The sequence below is a fragment of the Streptomyces polyasparticus genome, assembly GCF_014493765.1.
Classification (GTDB): Bacteria; Actinomycetota; Actinomycetes; order Streptomycetales; family Streptomycetaceae; genus Streptomyces; species Streptomyces polyasparticus.
The window spans coordinates 765,011-779,720 of sequence record NZ_JACTVJ010000006.1 but is presented as its reverse complement, the minus strand read 5'-3'; the positions used below and the strand labels follow the sequence as shown (position 1 = coordinate 779,720).

The window sequence follows — 14,710 nt, the reverse complement described above, 5'->3', positions numbered from 1 at the left end:
AGCCGACGGGTGCCGGGGCCAAGGCCCCGGCACCCATGCGCTCAGCCCGCGAACTCGGCCATCCATGCCTCGACTTCGTCCGCCGAGCGCGGCAGGCCCGCCGAGAGGTTCTCGTTGCCGTCGGCGGTGACGAGGAGGTCGTCCTCGATCCGTACGCCGATCCCGCGCCACTCTTCGGGGACGGTCAGGTCGTCGGGCTGGAAGTACAGACCGGGCTCGACCGTGAGGATCATGCCGGGCTCCAGGACGCCGTCCAAGTACTCCTCGTTGCGGGCGTGCGCGCAGTCGTGGACGTCGAGGCCGAGCATGTGGCCGGTGCCGGCCATCGTGAAGCGGCGCTGCAGACCGAGCTCGTACGCGCGCTCCGCCGGGCCCTCGATGAAGCCCCACTCGACGAGCCGGGCGGCGAGGTGGCGCTGGGCCGCCTCGTGGAAGTCGCGGTAGGCGGCGCCCGGCTTGACCGCCGCGATCCCGGCCTCCTGTGCCTCGTACACGGCGTCGTAGACCTTGCGCTGCACCGCGCTGAAGGTGCCGCTGATCGGCAGGGTGCGGGTGACGTCGGCGGTGTAGAGCGTGCGCGACTCGACGCCGGCGTCGAGCAGGAGCAGGTCGCCGGGACGCACCGGGCCGTCGTTGTCGGTCCAGTGCATGATCGTGGCGTGGTCTCCGGCGGCGCAGATGGAGCCGTAGCCGACGTGGTTGCCTTCGAGGCGGGCGCGGCGGTAGAAGGTCCCCTCGATCCAGCGCTCGGAGGTGGCGACGGCCGTCGACAGGTCGCCGACGACATCCGTGAAGCCGCGCACCGTGGAGTCCACGGCCTGCCGCATCTCGCCGATCTCCCACTCGTCCTTGACGAGGCGCAGATCGCTGAGCGCCTGCTCCAGGTCGGCGTCACGCTCCTCGTCGGTGCTGACGGCGGCTTCCAGGGCCGGGTCGATGCCGCGGACGATACGCGTCGGCACCTCGCCGGCGGCGGCCAGGTCCTCGGCCGCGCTGCGGACGTCGCGGCAGGCCAGGCCGAGCACGCGCGCGGACTCGGCGAGGGAGCGGCGGCGGCCCATCCACAGTTCGGCGTGGTAGCCGCTCCAGAACTCGTCGTCGTCACGGCTGTCGCGCGGCAGCTGGTAGCAGTACGCGTCGTGGCCGCCGTCCGCGCGGGGTTCCAGGACGAGAGCGCCGTCGCGGGCCTGGTCACCGGTCATGTGCACATAGCCGGTGTAGGCGCGGAAAGGGTACGTGTCGTCGTTGGAGCGGGACTTGAGGTTCCCCGACGGGATGACGAGGCGCTCGCCGGGGAAGCGCGCGGACAGCGCGGCGCGACGGCGGGCCGCGTACGGCGCCTGCGCGTCGGGCTCGAGGTCGTGCCGCTCGGTGTCGGCCCAGCCCGAGCGCATCAGGGCGGAGAGCTCTTCGGAGATCTCCGTGTAGAGCCCGTTCTTCCGGCGCTTCGCCACGTCGTACACCCTTCTTCGAGGACTCGGTACGCGCTGGAAAGCTAGCCGCTGTCCCAGCCGTCGGGGGCTCGGCAGTGCCACTGGCACGGATCTGCCATCACGCCCCGGATAATGCTGTGCATGACGCACGAGAAGCTCGGCCAGGCGCTGCGGTCCCTGGGCCTCGACGACACGGCGGCCCGGCTCTATCTGGCGCTGCTCGATGTCGCCCCCGCACCGCTGGACGAGGTGGGCGCAGCCGCCGGTCTGGCCGGCGCGGAGCTCGGCCGTGCGTACGGGGCGCTGGTGGACGCGGGGCTGGCGAGCCCGGGCGCGAAGGGCCCGGACGTGGTGGCCCCGGTGCCGCCCACCGCGGGTCTGGAGCTCCTCGCCCGGCACCGGGCCGCGGAGGTCGAGGAGTCGCGGATCGCCGTGGGCGGGGCGTTCGAGTCCTTCCGGCGGCAGCGGCTGGCGGCGTACAACGACGATCTCGTGGAGGTGGTCACCGGTGAGGCGATCGGTCCGCGGATCCGCCAGGCCTGGGCGAGCGCCCGGACGCAGATCCGCCAGTTCGAGTCACCGCCGTACTTCCCGCTGACCGGCGCGACCGAGGACGCGCTGGCCACCCTCGCGCGCGGCGTGACCCAGCGCGTCGTCTACTCGCGGGCGTCCCTGGAGCATCCGGGCCATCTCGCGCAGGTCGTCGAGCCGTGCGTCAAGGCCGGGGAACAGGCCCGGGTGCTGCCGTCGGTCCCGGTCAAGCTCGTGATCATCGACGATGCGTACGCGCTCGTCTCGCTGTCGATCACCGAGGCGGACGTGCACAACACGATGCTGGTGGTGCAGCCGTGCGGACTGCTCTCGGCGCTGATCGCGCTGTTCGAGCAGTCCTGGCAGGGCGCCCTGCCCTTCCACGGCCGCACCACCCGGCCCGGCGGCCTGCCGCCTGCCGACCGCCGACTGCTCTGGCTGCTCGCGAGCGGCGCGGCCGACGAGGTCATCGCCCGCGAACTCGGCATCAGCCGCCGCACCTTCTTCCGCCGGCTGCAGATCCTGATGGCGCAGCTGGGCGCCGCGAACCGCTTCCAGATGGCGCTGCAGGCGCAGCGTCACGGGTGGCTGTGACCAGGACTTCTCTTCGGTGACCAGGACTTCTCTTCGGTGACTAGGGCTTCTCTTCGTTCGAGCGGTGCCGCGTCCCGGGCAGCATCTCCTGCACCTTCGCCTTGAAGCCCTGCCGGATCATCCCGGTGCGGTCGCTGTCGCCCTTGAGGATGGAGACGGCGGCCGCCTCGATCTGGTCGAGCGTCGCGTGCGGCGGGATCGGCGGTACGGCCGGGTCGGTACGGAAGTCCAGGACGTACGGGCGGTCGGCGGCCAGCGCGTGCTGCCAGGCGCCCTCCACGTCCACGGGCTTCTCGATCCGCGCGCCGGACAGGCCGAGCGAGCGGGCGAAGTCCGCGTAGGCGACGTCCGGGATGGACTGCGAGGGCAGGAACTGCGGGGCGCCGGTCATCGCGCGCATCTCCCAGGTCACCTGGTTCAGATCCTGGTTGTTGAGGACCGCGACGATCAGCCGGGGATCGCTCCACTGCTCCCAGTACTTGGCGACGGTGATGAGTTCCGCGAGCCCGTTCATCTGCATCGCACCGTCACCGACGAGCGCGATCGCGGGACGTCCGGGATGCGCGAACTTGGCGCCGATCGCGTACGGGACGGCCGGACCCATCGTCGCGAGCGTGCCGGACAGCGAGCCGCGCATGGAACCGCGCAGCCGCAGATGGCGGGCGTACCAGTTCGCGGACGAGCCGGAGTCGGCCGTGAGGATCACGTCGTCGGGCAGCAGCTTGTCCAGGGCGTGCACGACGTACTCGGGGTTGACGGGGTCGGCGTCCACGGCGGCGCGCCGCTCCATGACCTCCCACCAGCGGGCCGTGTCCTTCTCGATCTTCCTGCGCCACTTCCCGGGCTTCTTGCGCTCCAGGAGGGGCAGCAGCCGCTCCAGGGTCGCGCGGGAGTCCCCCACCAGGTTGATCTCGAAGGGGTAGCGCAGGCCGACCATGAACGGGTCGATGTCGATCTGCACCGCGCGCGCCTGCCCGAACTCCGGCAGGAACTGGCTGTACGGGAAGCTCGATCCGATCACGAGCAGGGTGTCGCAGTCCTGCATCAGCTCGTAGCTGGGCCGGGTGCCGAGCAGGCCGATGGATCCGGTGACATACGGCAGGTCGTCGGGCAGCGCGTCCTTGCCGAGCAGTGCCTTGGCGACGCCCGCCTGCAGCACGTCCGCCAGTTCCTTCACCTGTTCCTGTGCGCCGCGCGCGCCCTGTCCGATGAGGACGGCGACCTTGTCGCCCGCGTTGAGAAGCTCGGCCGCCCTGGCCAGTTCGGCGTCGGCGGGCACGGGCGCGTAGTGCGGCATCCCCAGGCTGGACGGGACCATCTTGAAGGCGTGCTCGGGTGCCTCGTAGTCGAGTTCCTGTACGTCGGCCGGGATGATCAGCGCGGTCACGGTGCGCTTGGCCTGTGCGGTGCGCAGCGCGCGGTCGAGGGCGTTGGGCAGCTGCTGCGGGACGGTGATCATCTCGCAGTAGTCGCCCGCCACGTCCTTGAAGAGGCTCAGGAGATCGACCTCCTGCTGGTACGAGCCGCCCATCGCGCTCCGGTTGGTCTGTCCCACGATCGCGACGACCGGCACATGGTCGAGCTTCGCGTCGTAGAGACCGTTGAGCAGGTGGATGGCGCCGGGCCCCGAGGTCGCCGCGCACACCCCGACCCGGCCGGTGAACTTGGCGTAGCCGACGGCTTCGAGCGCGGACATCTCCTCGTGCCGTGACTGAATGAACACGGGCTTGTTGTCGGCGCGTCCCCAGGCGGCGAGCAGTCCGTTGATGCCGTCTCCCGGGTAGGCGAAGACATGCTCGACGTCCCAGGTGCGCAGTCGCTGGAGGATGAAGTCGGAGACCTTGGTGGACACGGCGGAAACCTTTCGTGGGTGTGGGGTCTCGTGCTGTCTCGTGCTCAGCTGCGCCGGCTCGCCAGGCGGTGTCCGGCGAGGGCGAGCGCGAGCGCCGTGGCCGCCCCGGCCCGCCCCATGAGCCGCCGGTCACGCTGCGTGAGCAACTCGGCGAGGGTGACCACCTGTCCGGCGAGGCGCCGGGCGCTTCGGTCGGGGGCGCGGGGCATGGCCTCCACCGCCTTCCGTCGTCCATGGAGTCCTGGGAGGTACGGGCCTGGGGCGTCGTCGCCGGTTACCCTGCACGGCCCGCCTCACACACCGGACCGCTCCACCGGACTGTTCAGCGCGTTTCGGGGTACTCACTCGCGCATGCGAACCGCGGTGATCGACGTGGGGTCCAATACGGTGCGGCTGATGGTCGCGGACGTGGAAGGCGGTGCACCGCTGCCGGTGCACACGGCCAAGGTGCGGCTCCGACTGGCCGAACACCTGGGGGAAGGCGGCGTGTTGCCGCCCACCGCGCTTGCGGCGGTGTCCGAGGCCGTGGCCTCGGTGCGGGAGCAGAGTGAGCGCTGGGGCGCGCCCGACCCGTTCGCCTTCGCGACGGCGGTGGTGCGCGACGCGCCCAACCGGGCCGAGGTGCTGGGGACCGTACGCCAGAAGACCGGCGTCTGCCTGCATGTGCTGCCCGGCGAGGTGGAGGCCGAGCTGACGTTTCTCGGGGCGCGGCGGTGGATGGGCTGGCGGGCCGGGCCCCTGGCGATGCTCGACATCGGCGGCGGCTCGCTCGAAGTAGCCGTGGGACGCGGCCGGTTGCCCGAGTTCGCGGTGTCGCTGCCGCTGGGGGCCGGACGGCTCACGCGCGAATACTGCGACTCGGACGATCCGCCGCCGAAGAAGGCACTGCGGGCGATGCGCCGGGCGGTGCGCCATCAACTGCGCGATGTCGCGGCCCGGGTGCGGTGGGAGTCACCGCGGACGAGCGTCGCGGCGTCCCGTACGTTCCAGCAGCTGGCCCGGCTGTGCGGGGCGCCGCCCGGGCGTCATGGCCCCTTCGTACGACGGGAGTTGAGCCGGGACGACCTGGCGGAGGCGGTGCAGCGGCTCGCGGCCCTGCCCGCGTCGGGCCGCGCACGGCTGCGGGGTATCTCGGCCGCGCGCTCCCGGCAGTCCCTCGCGGGGGCCTTGGTCGCCCACACCGTGATGGAGCTGACCGGGATCGACAAGGTGACGATCTCCCCCTGGGCCGTACGGGAGGGGATTCTGCTGCGCCAGATGGAGGACGGATCCGGGTGGTGGCCCGCCCTGTCCGACCTGGACGCCGGCGAACCTCCCGTGCGTCCGGCGGAGTTGAGGGTGGCGCTTCCCGGCTGAGAGACCGGATACGCAGGAGGTGCGGGAAAACGATCGTGTCACTGCGCGATGGCTGGGTACCCGGCGGGGACCCCCGAGGGCGAACCGTCACTACCCTCCTGGAGCCAGCCATGGATCTCGCTTTTCTCAATCCGCTGTTCGCGCGGCCCGGCCCCTGGGCCTCGGTCTACGCCGACACCTCACGCCCTACGCAGTCCACTGCCGCCGACCGCCGTCTGGAGGCCCAGGCGGCGGTCCGCAGCCTCGCGGCGCAGGGCGCGGACGGGCCCACCTGCCGCGCCGTACAGGAAGCCGTCGAAGGGCTCGGCGATCCGCACGCGCCCGCCGGGCGGGCGATCTTCGCCGCCCAGGGTGAGGTCGTCCTCGACCCGCCGCTCCTGACCCCGCCCGCGGGCACCCATGTCGCCTGGGGCCCGCTGCCCCGCGTCGCCCCGCTGGTGGACCTCAACGGCGAGGACCTGGTCTGCCTGGTCGCGTACATCGACCGCAAGGGGGCCGACTTCGAGCTGCGCGGCCCCTCCGGCGCGCGCTTCAGCGGTGAGATCGCGGGCCACGACTGGCCGCTGCACCGCACCCCAACGGGCGACTGGTCCGAGCGGCACTTCCAGACGAAGGTCGAGAACACCTGGAAGCAGAACGCCGCCCTGACCGCGCAGGCGCTGGCCGCGCACCACGAGGAGACCCGCGCCGACCTGGTGATCCTGGTCGGCGGCGAGCGTGAACGGCGGGCGGTGTACGAGCAGTTGCCGCAGCAGCTGCGCGCGCGGGCCGTCGAGTCCGAGCACGGGGGACGCGCGGCCGGCGCGGACACCCGGCTGCTCGACGAGGACGTACAGCGGGCCATGACGGAGTACGAACGAGGCCGTGTCGCCGCCGATCTGGAACGCTTCGAGGCAGGACGCAGCGCGCACACCGGTGAGCAGACGGCCGCGGAAGGCGTGCCCGCGCTGGTCGAGGCCGCCCGTGAACACCGCATCGCGGAGCTGCTTCTGGAACCCACCGGAGCGGATCTGCACCGCACGGTGTGGGTGGGCCCCGAGCCCGACCAGCTGGCGGTGCGCCGCTCCGACGTGCCGTACCTGGGCGAACGCCATCCCGAACCGGCCCGCGCGGACGACGCCCTCCTGCGCTCAGCGGCCGCGACCGGGGCCGAGGCGCTCGCGGTGCCGCCGCAGCGCGGCCCGGCGGGCGGGCTCGGCGCACTGCTGCGGTGGGGCTGACCGTCCGGTCCCGGTGAGGCGGAACGCAGGTTTCCCGGACCGGCCGGAAGGTACCCGGCCGTCATGCACCCGGAGGTGAGCACATGGCCGAGTACGGATACTTCCTGGCGACCGAGGAGTTCGGCCCCGCGGAGCTCGTCGAGCAGGCGCGGATGGCCGAGCAGGCAGGGTTCGACTCCCTGTGGATCTCCGACCACTTCCATCCGTGGAACGACGCGCAGGGCCAGAGCCCCTTCGTCTGGTCGGTGATCGGTGCGCTGGCGGAGGCCGTCTCGCTGCCGATCGGCACCGCGGTGACCTGCCCGACCGTGCGGATGCACCCTGCGGTGGTCGCCCAGGCCGCGGCGACCAGCGCGGTGATGACCGGCGGTCGGTTCCGGCTCGGCGTCGGCTCCGGTGAAGCGCTCAACGAGCATATTCTCGGCACCCGTTGGCCGCCCACGCATGTGCGACTCGACATGCTCGAAGAGGCGGTGCAGGTGATGCGGCAGCTGTTCACGGGCAAGGAGGTCAGCCACTACGGCAAGCACTACACCGTGGAGAACGCCCGCCTGTACACCGTGCCCGACGAGCCCGTGCCGATCGACATCTCGGGCTTCGGCGCCAAGGCCACCTCTCTCGCGTCGCGCGTCGGAGACGGCTACATCACGATGACGCCGGACGCCGCGCTCGTCGCCCGCTTCCGCAAGGGCGGCGGCGGGGCGAAGCCCGTCAGCGGCGGTGTGAAGGTCTGTTACGGCGGCGACCGCGACGAGGCCGTACGGACGGTGCGCCGCCTGTGGGCGAATCAGCTGCTGCCCGGCGAGATGGGCCAGATCCTGCCCTCGCCGCGCCACTTCGAACAGCTGGAGCCGCTGGTCACCGAGGAGCAGGTGGCGGACGCGATGGTCTGCGGCGACGACGTGGAGGCGCATGTGTCCGCGCTTTCCGCCTTCACCGATGCGGGCTTCGACCGGGTGTACGTGGGCCAAGTCGGGCCGGATCAGCGGGGTTTCTTCGACTTCTACCGGACGAAGGTGCTGCCGCAGGTGCAGGGCGCGAACTGATCACATCGTCCGGCTCCAGGCCTCGCGTCGTCCGGCTCCCGGCCTCATGTCGTCCGGCTCCGGGCCCGCCGCCCCATCGCGACGACGGCTCCCAGGGCCGCCGCCACCGCGAGCCGGTTGCGCTGCCGTGAGAACCAGGCCTGTGCGCTCCTGCTCCGCGCCTCCTCGTCGAAACGTCCGTGCGCCCCGGCGTCCGCTCCCCCGGGCCCGTCGGCCGGCGACCAGAGGTTGCCGAACACATAGCCGTCCCGCTCCTCGTGCTGCGCCGCGTACGCGGTGCGGGCGAGGTAGCGGTCGAGCAGGCCGGGCGCCACGGCGTTGGCGATCAGCGTCGCCGCCGTGGACCCGCCGATCCAGTACTCCCGCCGCCGGGGATGCGCCGCCGCGAACACCACGGCCCGCGCGGCGGTCTCGGGCTGGTACACCGGCGCCACGGGACGCGAACGGCCGGGCATCCTGCTGATCACCCAGTCGAACTGCGGGGTGTTGACCGCGGGCAACTGCACCATCGTGGTGTGCACCTGGCTGCCGTGGTGCAGGAGTTCGCAGCGCAGGGACTCGTTGAAGCCCTGGATGGCGTGCTTGGCACCGCAGTACGCGGACTGCAGCGGAATACCGCGGTACGCGAGGGCCGAACCCACCTGCACGATGGTGCCCCGGTCGCGGGGCAGCATCCGGCGCAGCGCGGCCCGCGTGCCGAACACACAGCCCAGATACGTCACTTCGGTGACGCGGCGGAACTCGTCGGGGGTGATCTCGGGGAAGGGCGCGAAGATACCGGCGAAGGCGTTGTTCACCCAGACGTCGATGGGGCCGAACTCGGCCTCGACCTGGTCGGCCGCCGCGTCGAGCGCCTTGGCGTCGGACACGTCCACGGGCACCGCGAGGGCCTTCCCGCCGGCCTCACGCACCTCGTCCGCCACCGCCGCGAGCCCCGCGCGGCCGCGGGCGAGCAGGGCGACCCGGTCGCCGCGGGCGCCGAAGGCCCGTGCGACCGCCCTCCCCACCCCGGCGCTCGCTCCGGTCACGACCACGGTCCTGCGCCGGTGGATTCCCTTCACTGTGCACCCCGCCCTTCACGCGCTGAAGGGACTGGGCCGCGGTCGCGACCACCGCCGTCCCAGGCGCCGCCGCGGCCGCAAGCCACAGTCCCTCGGCCACTCAGCCGGCCGACGGGTAACCCAGCCCGGCCGCCTCAAACACGCGGCGCTCGGATACGTGTGATGAAGCCCTCCTAGGACGCTCTCCGGAGTCGGACTCCCCTGACGTCCTTGCCGAGCACTGCCCGTACGAGCGCCGTCGTGCCTCACCCCTTCTTGCCGCCGGGCCCTCCGCTGCCGAAGGCCCCGCTGCTGCCGCCGCTCCAGGTGGGCGGTTCGCTGTCCGGGCTGCGCCTGGTGCCGGAGTGCCGCACCTGGTACGGGGTCAAACGGCGGTCCCCGTGCGGCAGTTCATCCGGCTCCCGTACCTCCTGTACCGGGCCTGACGGCCGGCCGTCGGGCAGATGCGGCTGCTCCTCGGGGCGTGGCGGCCGTGGTGCGCGCGCCTGCCGGCGCCGGCCCCACACGACCGCGCCGATCAGCATGCCCACCACGGCCAGCCCCACCAGCGGCAGCACGAAGCCGGCCGCGGTACCCCGGGTGGCCGCACTCTCGGCCCAGCCCGAGCTCATCACGTGCGTTGCGGTGTTCATGGCGTTCATCCCCCGCGAGTACCCGCCCGCCCTCCGGGCACGCACCGCCTTTCGACACCCGCCCCCTCTCGGCCTCCGCCTCTCATTTCGGCCCCGCATCCCTGTGACCCGGGCCACGGGAACCCGCCGCAGGTCGCGGAGAGCCGCCACGTTTCTCGACGTATGGCGCACCCGGGAGCGCGTGGAGCCGGAGGGCGGCTCGCTCAAGCCATGGCTGCTCGGCATCGCCGCCAACGCGCCCCCACCGGTCGCGGACTTCGCCGAGGAGGCCGCGGGCCGTATCGACGACGCACGCCAACTGGCCGCCGCGGAGAGAAGAACAGTGGCGCCGCGTTAGCGGCACTGCCCGTACAGGAGACAACCCGATGACCCGCCCGATCCATTCGGAATCCGGCCCCGGCAGGCCGTACGAGATGAGTCGCCGCGCTGCTTCCCGTCCCGCCCGAGCGAGAGCTGCCTGCGGGCGTTCATCGCCACCACAAGGACAAGCTCACGCAGTTGATCGACAGCGACCGGACCTCCACCGCCGCACCCGTGCGCCGCACCTGGGTGCGCCCGGCCCTGCTCGTACCGGCCGCGCTCGCGGTCGCCGGGGCCCTGGTCGTCACCCTCGCCACCGGATCCGGCGAACAGTCCGGCGATTCCGCGCGGGGCACCCGAATCGAGGCGCAGAACCCGCGCGGCGCTGTCGTGCTGCTCGACCGGATCGCCGCGGCCGCGGAGGCGAACGCGGCGAGGCGGGCGCGTTCCTGGGCGCGTCCGCGGTCCTGGAGCGCGGCATCGTGGACGCGGAGGGCGTGCACCCCTGCCCCTGCCTCCCCCTGCTTCTAACGGGACATGGGCCGCTCGGCCTGGAACATCCAGTGGTGCTTCTCCAACTGGGCGGTCAGGCCGAGCAGTACGTCCTGGCTCACCAGGTCGGTGTCCCCGGTCAGCGTGATGCGCTCGCGCATCCGCCGGACCGTCTCGCCGAGCACGTCGATGAGCAGTTCGACCACGGCGCTCTCCTGCAGCCAGCCGTCCGGCGGCTGGGCCAGGCCCGAGTACTGGGCCAGCGTCGCGGCCCTGCCGTCGGGCGGCACGCCGATGGTCGAAGCGCGTTCGGCGATGGTGTCCGCATAGCTGCGGGCGGTGGCGACGACCTCGTCCAGCTGGAGGTGGATCGAGCGGAACCTGGGCCCGAGGATGTTCCAGTGCGCCTGCTTGGCGATCAGCAACAGATCCAGCAGATCGACGAGCGCGCCCTGCAGGACCTCCCCGGTCGCCTTGCGGGCGGAGTCGGACAGCGGGCCGGTCACGGCAGTCATCGGCGGACCTCCTGTGACGAGAGGGAATGCTGCCCGGCCGAGTGCCCCGCCGCTTGGCGGCCATGCGGCACCTTCCGGGATACGGGGCCCAAGTGACGTAACACACAAGTGTTTTCGGATCGGAATCCTGCGATCTTCACCGGCGTTGTCACAGATCCGCGCCGCCCGGCATCTCCTGGGTGACACGCGACCGGTCGCGTGGACCACCCGCACCCGAACCCACCGAGGAACCGAAGATGAGCCGGCCCGCCGACCCTGCCACGACCGCCTTCGTCGAGCACCGCAATCTGCTGTTCACCGTCGCGTACGAGATGCTCGGCTCGGCCGCGGACGCCGAGGACGTGCTCCAGGAGACCTGGCTCAAGTGGACCGGCGTGGGCCTCGACGAGGTGCGGAAGCCGCGGGCGTATCTCGTGCGGATCACCACCCGGCAGGCCCTCATGCGGCTGCGTTCGCTCAAGCGCCGCAAGGAGGACTACATCGGTCCGTGGCTGCCCGAACCGCTGCTCACCACGCCCGACGTGGCCGAGAACGTGGAGCTCGCCGAGAGCGTCTCGACGGCCATGCTGCTCGTCCTGGAGACCCTCGCCCCCACCGAGCGCGCCGTGTTCGTGCTGCGGGAGGTCTTCGCGCTCGGCTACGAGGAGATCGCCGCCGCGGTCGACAAGTCCCCCGCGGCCGTACGCCAGATCGCGCACCGGGCCCGGGGCCATGTCGCGGCGCGCAGGCCGCGTGCCACCGTCACCCCCGATGCGGCCCAGGATGCGCTCGAGGCGTTCAGGGCCGCGGTCGAGACCGGTGATCTGCAGGGTCTCTTCGACAAGCTGGCGCCGGACGTGGTGATGCTGACGGACGGCGGCGGGGTCAGGCAGGCCGCCCTCGCACCGCTCGTCGGCGCCGCTCAGGTCGGACCGTTCCTGCGGCAGGCGCTGCCCCGGCTCAGGGAGAGCGGCACGCTCGAAGCCGTCCAGGTCAACGGCCATCCGGCTCTGGTCGTCCGGATCGGCGACGAGCTCGACGGGGTGCTCACCGTACGCATCGACGAGGGCCTCGTCACGGGCCTGTACCTGGTGCGCAATCCGGAGAAGCTCTCGCGCATGGCGGACGAGACGCCGGTCGGCCGGTGACGGCAGGCCCGGGTGCGCCCGGGCCCAGTCCGCCGAACTGTCTTGATCCGCACCCTGCCTTGATCCGCCCTCCTGCCTTGATCCCCCGCCCGCGCTTGATCCGCCACCTGTGCGGTACCCGGCCCCGATGACCCGTATCGAGTCCATGGCCGGCGGCGCACGGGCGGAGGACCGCCCGTGATCACGCAGTCCGGCTTCACCACCGAGCCCTGGCAGGTACGGGAGCGGTCCCTGCACCTGGACGTCCTGCCGCAGACCGAGTCCCTCTTCGCGCTCTCCAACGGCCATATCGGCTGGCGCGGCAATCTCGACGAGGGCGAGCCGCACGGCCTGCCCGGCAGCTATCTCAACGGTGTCTTCGAACTGCGCCCGATGCCGTACGCGGAGGAGGCCTACGGCTTCCCGGATGTCGGCGAGTCCGTCATCAACGTCACCAACGGCAAGCTGATGCGACTGCTCGTCGACGACGAGCCCTTCGATCTGCGCTACGGCACGCTCCACCACCACGAGCGCACGCTCGACTTCCGTACGGGCCAGTTGAGCCGCACCGTCGACTGGACCTCGCCCGCGGGTCGCCGGGTGCGGGTGCGCTCCACCCGGCTCGTCTCGCTGACCCAGCGCGCGGTGGCCGCGATCCGCTACGAGGTGGAGCCGCTCTCGCACGAGACGCGGGTCGTGGTGCAGTCGGAGCTGGTGGCCAACGAGGAACTGCCGCCGACCGACGGCGATCCACGGGGCGCCACGATGCTGCAGTCCCCCCTGTGCCCGGAGGAGCACTTCGCCACCGACGCCTATCTGTGCCTGATCCACAAGACCGCCAAGAGCGCTCTGCGCGTGGCGGTGGCCGCCGAGCACCATGTCGACGGACCCGACGGCTGGCAGGGCTCGTCCGAGGCCGAACCCGACCTCGCCCGCTACACCGTGGTCGGCCGGCTGCGGCCTGGCCAGCGTCTGCGGGTGGACAAGTCGGTGGCGTACGGCTGGTCCCGTACGCGCTCGCTGCCGGCGCTGCGGGACCAGGTGGACGCCGCACTCGCGGCCGCCCGGCACACCGGATGGCAGGGGCTCGCGGACGAACAGAGGCAGCGGCTCGACGAGTTCTGGGACCGCGCGGATGTCGAGGTGCGCGGGGACCAGCGGATCCAGCAGGCCGTACGGTTCGCCCTCTTCCATGTCCTTCAGGCCGGCGACCGGGCCGAGGAACAGCCCATCCCCGCCAAGGGGTTGACCGGTCCCGGCTACGAGGGGCACTGCTTCTGGGACACCGAGGCGTACATCCTGCCGATCCTCACCTACACCGACCCCGCGGCCGTGGCGCAGGCCCTGCGCTGGCGGCACAGCACGCTGGGCTCGGCACAGGAGCGCGCGAGGGAACTGGGCCTGGCGGGCGCCGCGTTCCCCTGGCGCACGATCGCCGGCCGTGAGTGCTCGGGGTACTGGCCGGCCGGGGCGGCCGCCTTCCATGTGAACGCGGCCATCGCCTCGGCCGCGGTGCGCTATGCGGCATGCACGGGCGACGAGGACTTCGAACGGGACATCGGCGTGGACCTGTTGGTGAACAGCGCCCGCCTGTGGCACTCGCTCGGGCATCACGACGATGCGGGTGTGTTCCATATCGACGGCGTGACGGGTCCCGACGAGTACAGCGCCCTCATGGACGACAACCTCTACACGAACCTCATGGCCCAGCAGAATCTGCGCGACGCCGCCGACACCGTGGAACGCCACCCGGACGCGGCCCGCCGCCTCGGCGTCGACGAGGGCCAGATCCGCTGCTGGCGCCGGGCCGCCGACGCGATGGCCGTGCCGTACGGCAAAGAGCTCCAAGTGCACGAGCAGGCGGCCGGGTTCACCCGCCGCGACCGCTGGGACTTCGCGGCCACGCATCCCGACCAGTACCCGCTGATGCACCACTTCCACTACTTCGCGCTGTACCGCAGCCAGGTGATCAAGCAGGCGGATCTGGTGCTCGCCCTCTTCTTGCGCGGGGACGCGTTCGCCGAGGAGGAGACGGCGCGGGCCTTCGCATACTACGAGGAGCTGACGGTGCGGGACTCGTCCCTCTCGGCCGCCTGCCAGGCCGTGATCGCCGCCCGTACGGGACATCTCGATCTGGCCTACAACTATCTCGGCGAGACCTCGCTCATCGATCTGCTCGATCTGGAGCACAACACCCGCGACGGACTCCATCTCGCCTCGCTCGCGGGCAGTTGGATCGCGCTCGTCGCGGGGTTCGGCGGGCTGCGCCGCCAGGACGGCATGCTGTCCTTCGCGCCGCGGCTGCCGGACCATCTGTTCCGGCTCGCGTTCCGTGTCACGGCCTTCGGTCGCCGGATCTCCGTACGCGTCACGCGGGACGCGGCGGAGTACACCCTGCTCAGCGGCGAGCCCCTGGTGATCCGCCATCACGGCGAGAAGGTGCGCCTGGCCGACGGGGACACACAGACCAGGGCGCTGCCCGAGCACACTCCACGGCGGGCACCCGGCCAGCCGAAGGGCAGGGAGCCGGTGCCCTTCGCACGCGACTGACGCGCGACGAGCGACGAGCGAT

At 71.9% G+C, this 14,710-nt stretch carries 13 protein-coding genes and 1 pseudogene; 8 read left to right on the top strand and 6 right to left on the bottom strand.

The window, feature by feature from the left end; translation table 11 throughout:
• Window positions 1-41: 41 nt before the first annotated feature.
• Window positions 42-1,454 (bottom strand): aminopeptidase P family protein, encoded by a 1,413-nt coding sequence (locus H9Y04_RS15445; protein ID WP_187814384.1) that lies wholly within the window; start codon window positions 1,452-1,454, stop codon window positions 42-44.
• A 120-nt stretch (window positions 1,455-1,574) separates the two neighbouring features.
• On the opposite strand from H9Y04_RS15445, the gene H9Y04_RS15440 reads away from it, so the two are divergent.
• On the top strand, window positions 1,575-2,558 hold the full coding sequence (locus tag H9Y04_RS15440) for a helix-turn-helix domain-containing protein (protein WP_187814383.1): 984 nt from the start codon (window positions 1,575-1,577) through the stop codon (window positions 2,556-2,558).
• Window positions 2,559-2,598: 40 nt separating this feature from the next.
• On the opposite strand, the gene H9Y04_RS15435 is transcribed toward H9Y04_RS15440, so the two are convergent.
• Together H9Y04_RS15435 and H9Y04_RS15430 are read right to left on the bottom strand one after the other, a co-directional pair.
• Complete coding sequence (locus tag H9Y04_RS15435; protein WP_187814382.1) at window positions 2,599-4,410, bottom strand: thiamine pyrophosphate-requiring protein; 1,812 nt, start codon at window positions 4,408-4,410, stop codon at window positions 2,599-2,601.
• 44 nt (window positions 4,411-4,454) lie between these two features.
• Window positions 4,455-4,619: a hypothetical protein gene (locus tag H9Y04_RS15430; RefSeq protein ID WP_187814381.1), complete on the bottom strand. Its 165-nt coding sequence runs from the start codon at window positions 4,617-4,619 to the stop codon at window positions 4,455-4,457.
• A 142-nt stretch (window positions 4,620-4,761) separates the two neighbouring features.
• Here H9Y04_RS15430 and H9Y04_RS15425 point away from each other — a divergent pair, with 142 nt between their 5' ends.
• The 3 genes from H9Y04_RS15425 (at window position 4,762) to H9Y04_RS15415 (ending at window position 8,032) form a co-directional block, all read left to right on the top strand.
• On the top strand, window positions 4,762-5,766 hold the full coding sequence (locus H9Y04_RS15425) for a Ppx/GppA family phosphatase (protein ID WP_187814380.1): 1,005 nt from the start codon (window positions 4,762-4,764) through the stop codon (window positions 5,764-5,766).
• 110 nt (window positions 5,767-5,876) lie between these two features.
• The gene (locus H9Y04_RS15420; RefSeq protein ID WP_187814379.1) at window positions 5,877-6,986 is read left to right on the top strand and encodes a baeRF2 domain-containing protein; all 1,110 of its coding nucleotides are present in this window, start codon (window positions 5,877-5,879) and stop codon (window positions 6,984-6,986) included.
• Between the two features lie 83 nt (window positions 6,987-7,069).
• Window positions 7,070-8,032: an LLM class F420-dependent oxidoreductase gene (locus tag H9Y04_RS15415; RefSeq protein ID WP_187814378.1), complete on the top strand. Its 963-nt coding sequence runs from the start codon at window positions 7,070-7,072 to the stop codon at window positions 8,030-8,032.
• Between the two features lie 44 nt (window positions 8,033-8,076).
• On the opposite strand, the gene H9Y04_RS15410 is transcribed toward H9Y04_RS15415, so the two are convergent.
• Window positions 8,077-9,093 (bottom strand): SDR family oxidoreductase, encoded by a 1,017-nt coding sequence (locus H9Y04_RS15410; protein WP_438818105.1) that lies wholly within the window; start codon window positions 9,091-9,093, stop codon window positions 8,077-8,079.
• A gap of 245 nt (window positions 9,094-9,338) precedes the next feature.
• Window positions 9,339-9,725: a DUF6479 family protein gene (locus H9Y04_RS15405; RefSeq protein WP_236070808.1), complete on the bottom strand. Its 387-nt coding sequence runs from the start codon at window positions 9,723-9,725 to the stop codon at window positions 9,339-9,341.
• A 142-nt stretch (window positions 9,726-9,867) separates the two neighbouring features.
• On the opposite strand from H9Y04_RS15405, the pseudogene H9Y04_RS15400 reads away from it, so the two are divergent.
• A pseudogene (locus H9Y04_RS15400) lies at window positions 9,868-10,041 on the top strand (RNA polymerase sigma factor); the annotation flags it as partial.
• A 182-nt stretch (window positions 10,042-10,223) separates the two neighbouring features.
• Window positions 10,224-10,556 (top strand): hypothetical protein, encoded by a 333-nt coding sequence (locus H9Y04_RS15395; protein ID WP_187814377.1) that lies wholly within the window; start codon window positions 10,224-10,226, stop codon window positions 10,554-10,556.
• On the opposite strand, the gene H9Y04_RS15390 is transcribed toward H9Y04_RS15395, so the two are convergent.
• Complete coding sequence (locus tag H9Y04_RS15390; RefSeq protein ID WP_187814376.1) at window positions 10,553-11,032, bottom strand: Dps family protein; 480 nt, start codon at window positions 11,030-11,032, stop codon at window positions 10,553-10,555. The genes H9Y04_RS15395 and H9Y04_RS15390 overlap by 4 nt on opposite strands.
• A 236-nt stretch (window positions 11,033-11,268) precedes the next feature.
• Here H9Y04_RS15390 and H9Y04_RS15385 point away from each other — a divergent pair, with 236 nt between their 5' ends.
• Both H9Y04_RS15385 and H9Y04_RS15380 read left to right on the top strand, forming a co-directional pair.
• Window positions 11,269-12,159: an RNA polymerase sigma-70 factor gene (locus tag H9Y04_RS15385; protein ID WP_187814375.1), complete on the top strand. Its 891-nt coding sequence runs from the start codon at window positions 11,269-11,271 to the stop codon at window positions 12,157-12,159.
• 177 nt (window positions 12,160-12,336) lie between these two features.
• On the top strand, window positions 12,337-14,688 hold the full coding sequence (locus H9Y04_RS15380) for a glycoside hydrolase family 65 protein (RefSeq protein ID WP_187814374.1): 2,352 nt from the start codon (window positions 12,337-12,339) through the stop codon (window positions 14,686-14,688).
• Window positions 14,689-14,710 lie beyond the last annotated feature (22 nt).

What these genes read in the sequence shown, in the direction of transcription:
- H9Y04_RS15385 (WP_187814375.1), top strand. Translation starts at nt 11,269, where the DNA reads ATGAGCCGGCCCGCCGACCCTGCCACGACCGCCTTCGTCGAGCACCGC.
- H9Y04_RS15425 (WP_187814380.1), top strand. Translation starts at nt 4,762, where the DNA reads ATGCGAACCGCGGTGATCGACGTGGGGTCCAATACGGTGCGGCTGATG.
- H9Y04_RS15440 (WP_187814383.1), top strand. Translation starts at nt 1,575, where the DNA reads ATGACGCACGAGAAGCTCGGCCAGGCGCTGCGGTCCCTGGGCCTCGAC.
- H9Y04_RS15415 (WP_187814378.1), top strand. Translation starts at nt 7,070, where the DNA reads ATGGCCGAGTACGGATACTTCCTGGCGACCGAGGAGTTCGGCCCCGCG.
- H9Y04_RS15405 (WP_236070808.1), bottom strand. Translation starts at nt 9,725, where the DNA reads ATGAACACCGCAACGCACGTGATGAGCTCGGGCTGGGCCGAGAGTGCG.
- H9Y04_RS15390 (WP_187814376.1), bottom strand. Translation starts at nt 11,032, where the DNA reads ATGACTGCCGTGACCGGCCCGCTGTCCGACTCCGCCCGCAAGGCGACC.
- H9Y04_RS15420 (WP_187814379.1), top strand. Translation starts at nt 5,877, where the DNA reads ATGGATCTCGCTTTTCTCAATCCGCTGTTCGCGCGGCCCGGCCCCTGG.
- H9Y04_RS15430 (WP_187814381.1), bottom strand. Translation starts at nt 4,619, where the DNA reads ATGCCCCGCGCCCCCGACCGAAGCGCCCGGCGCCTCGCCGGACAGGTG.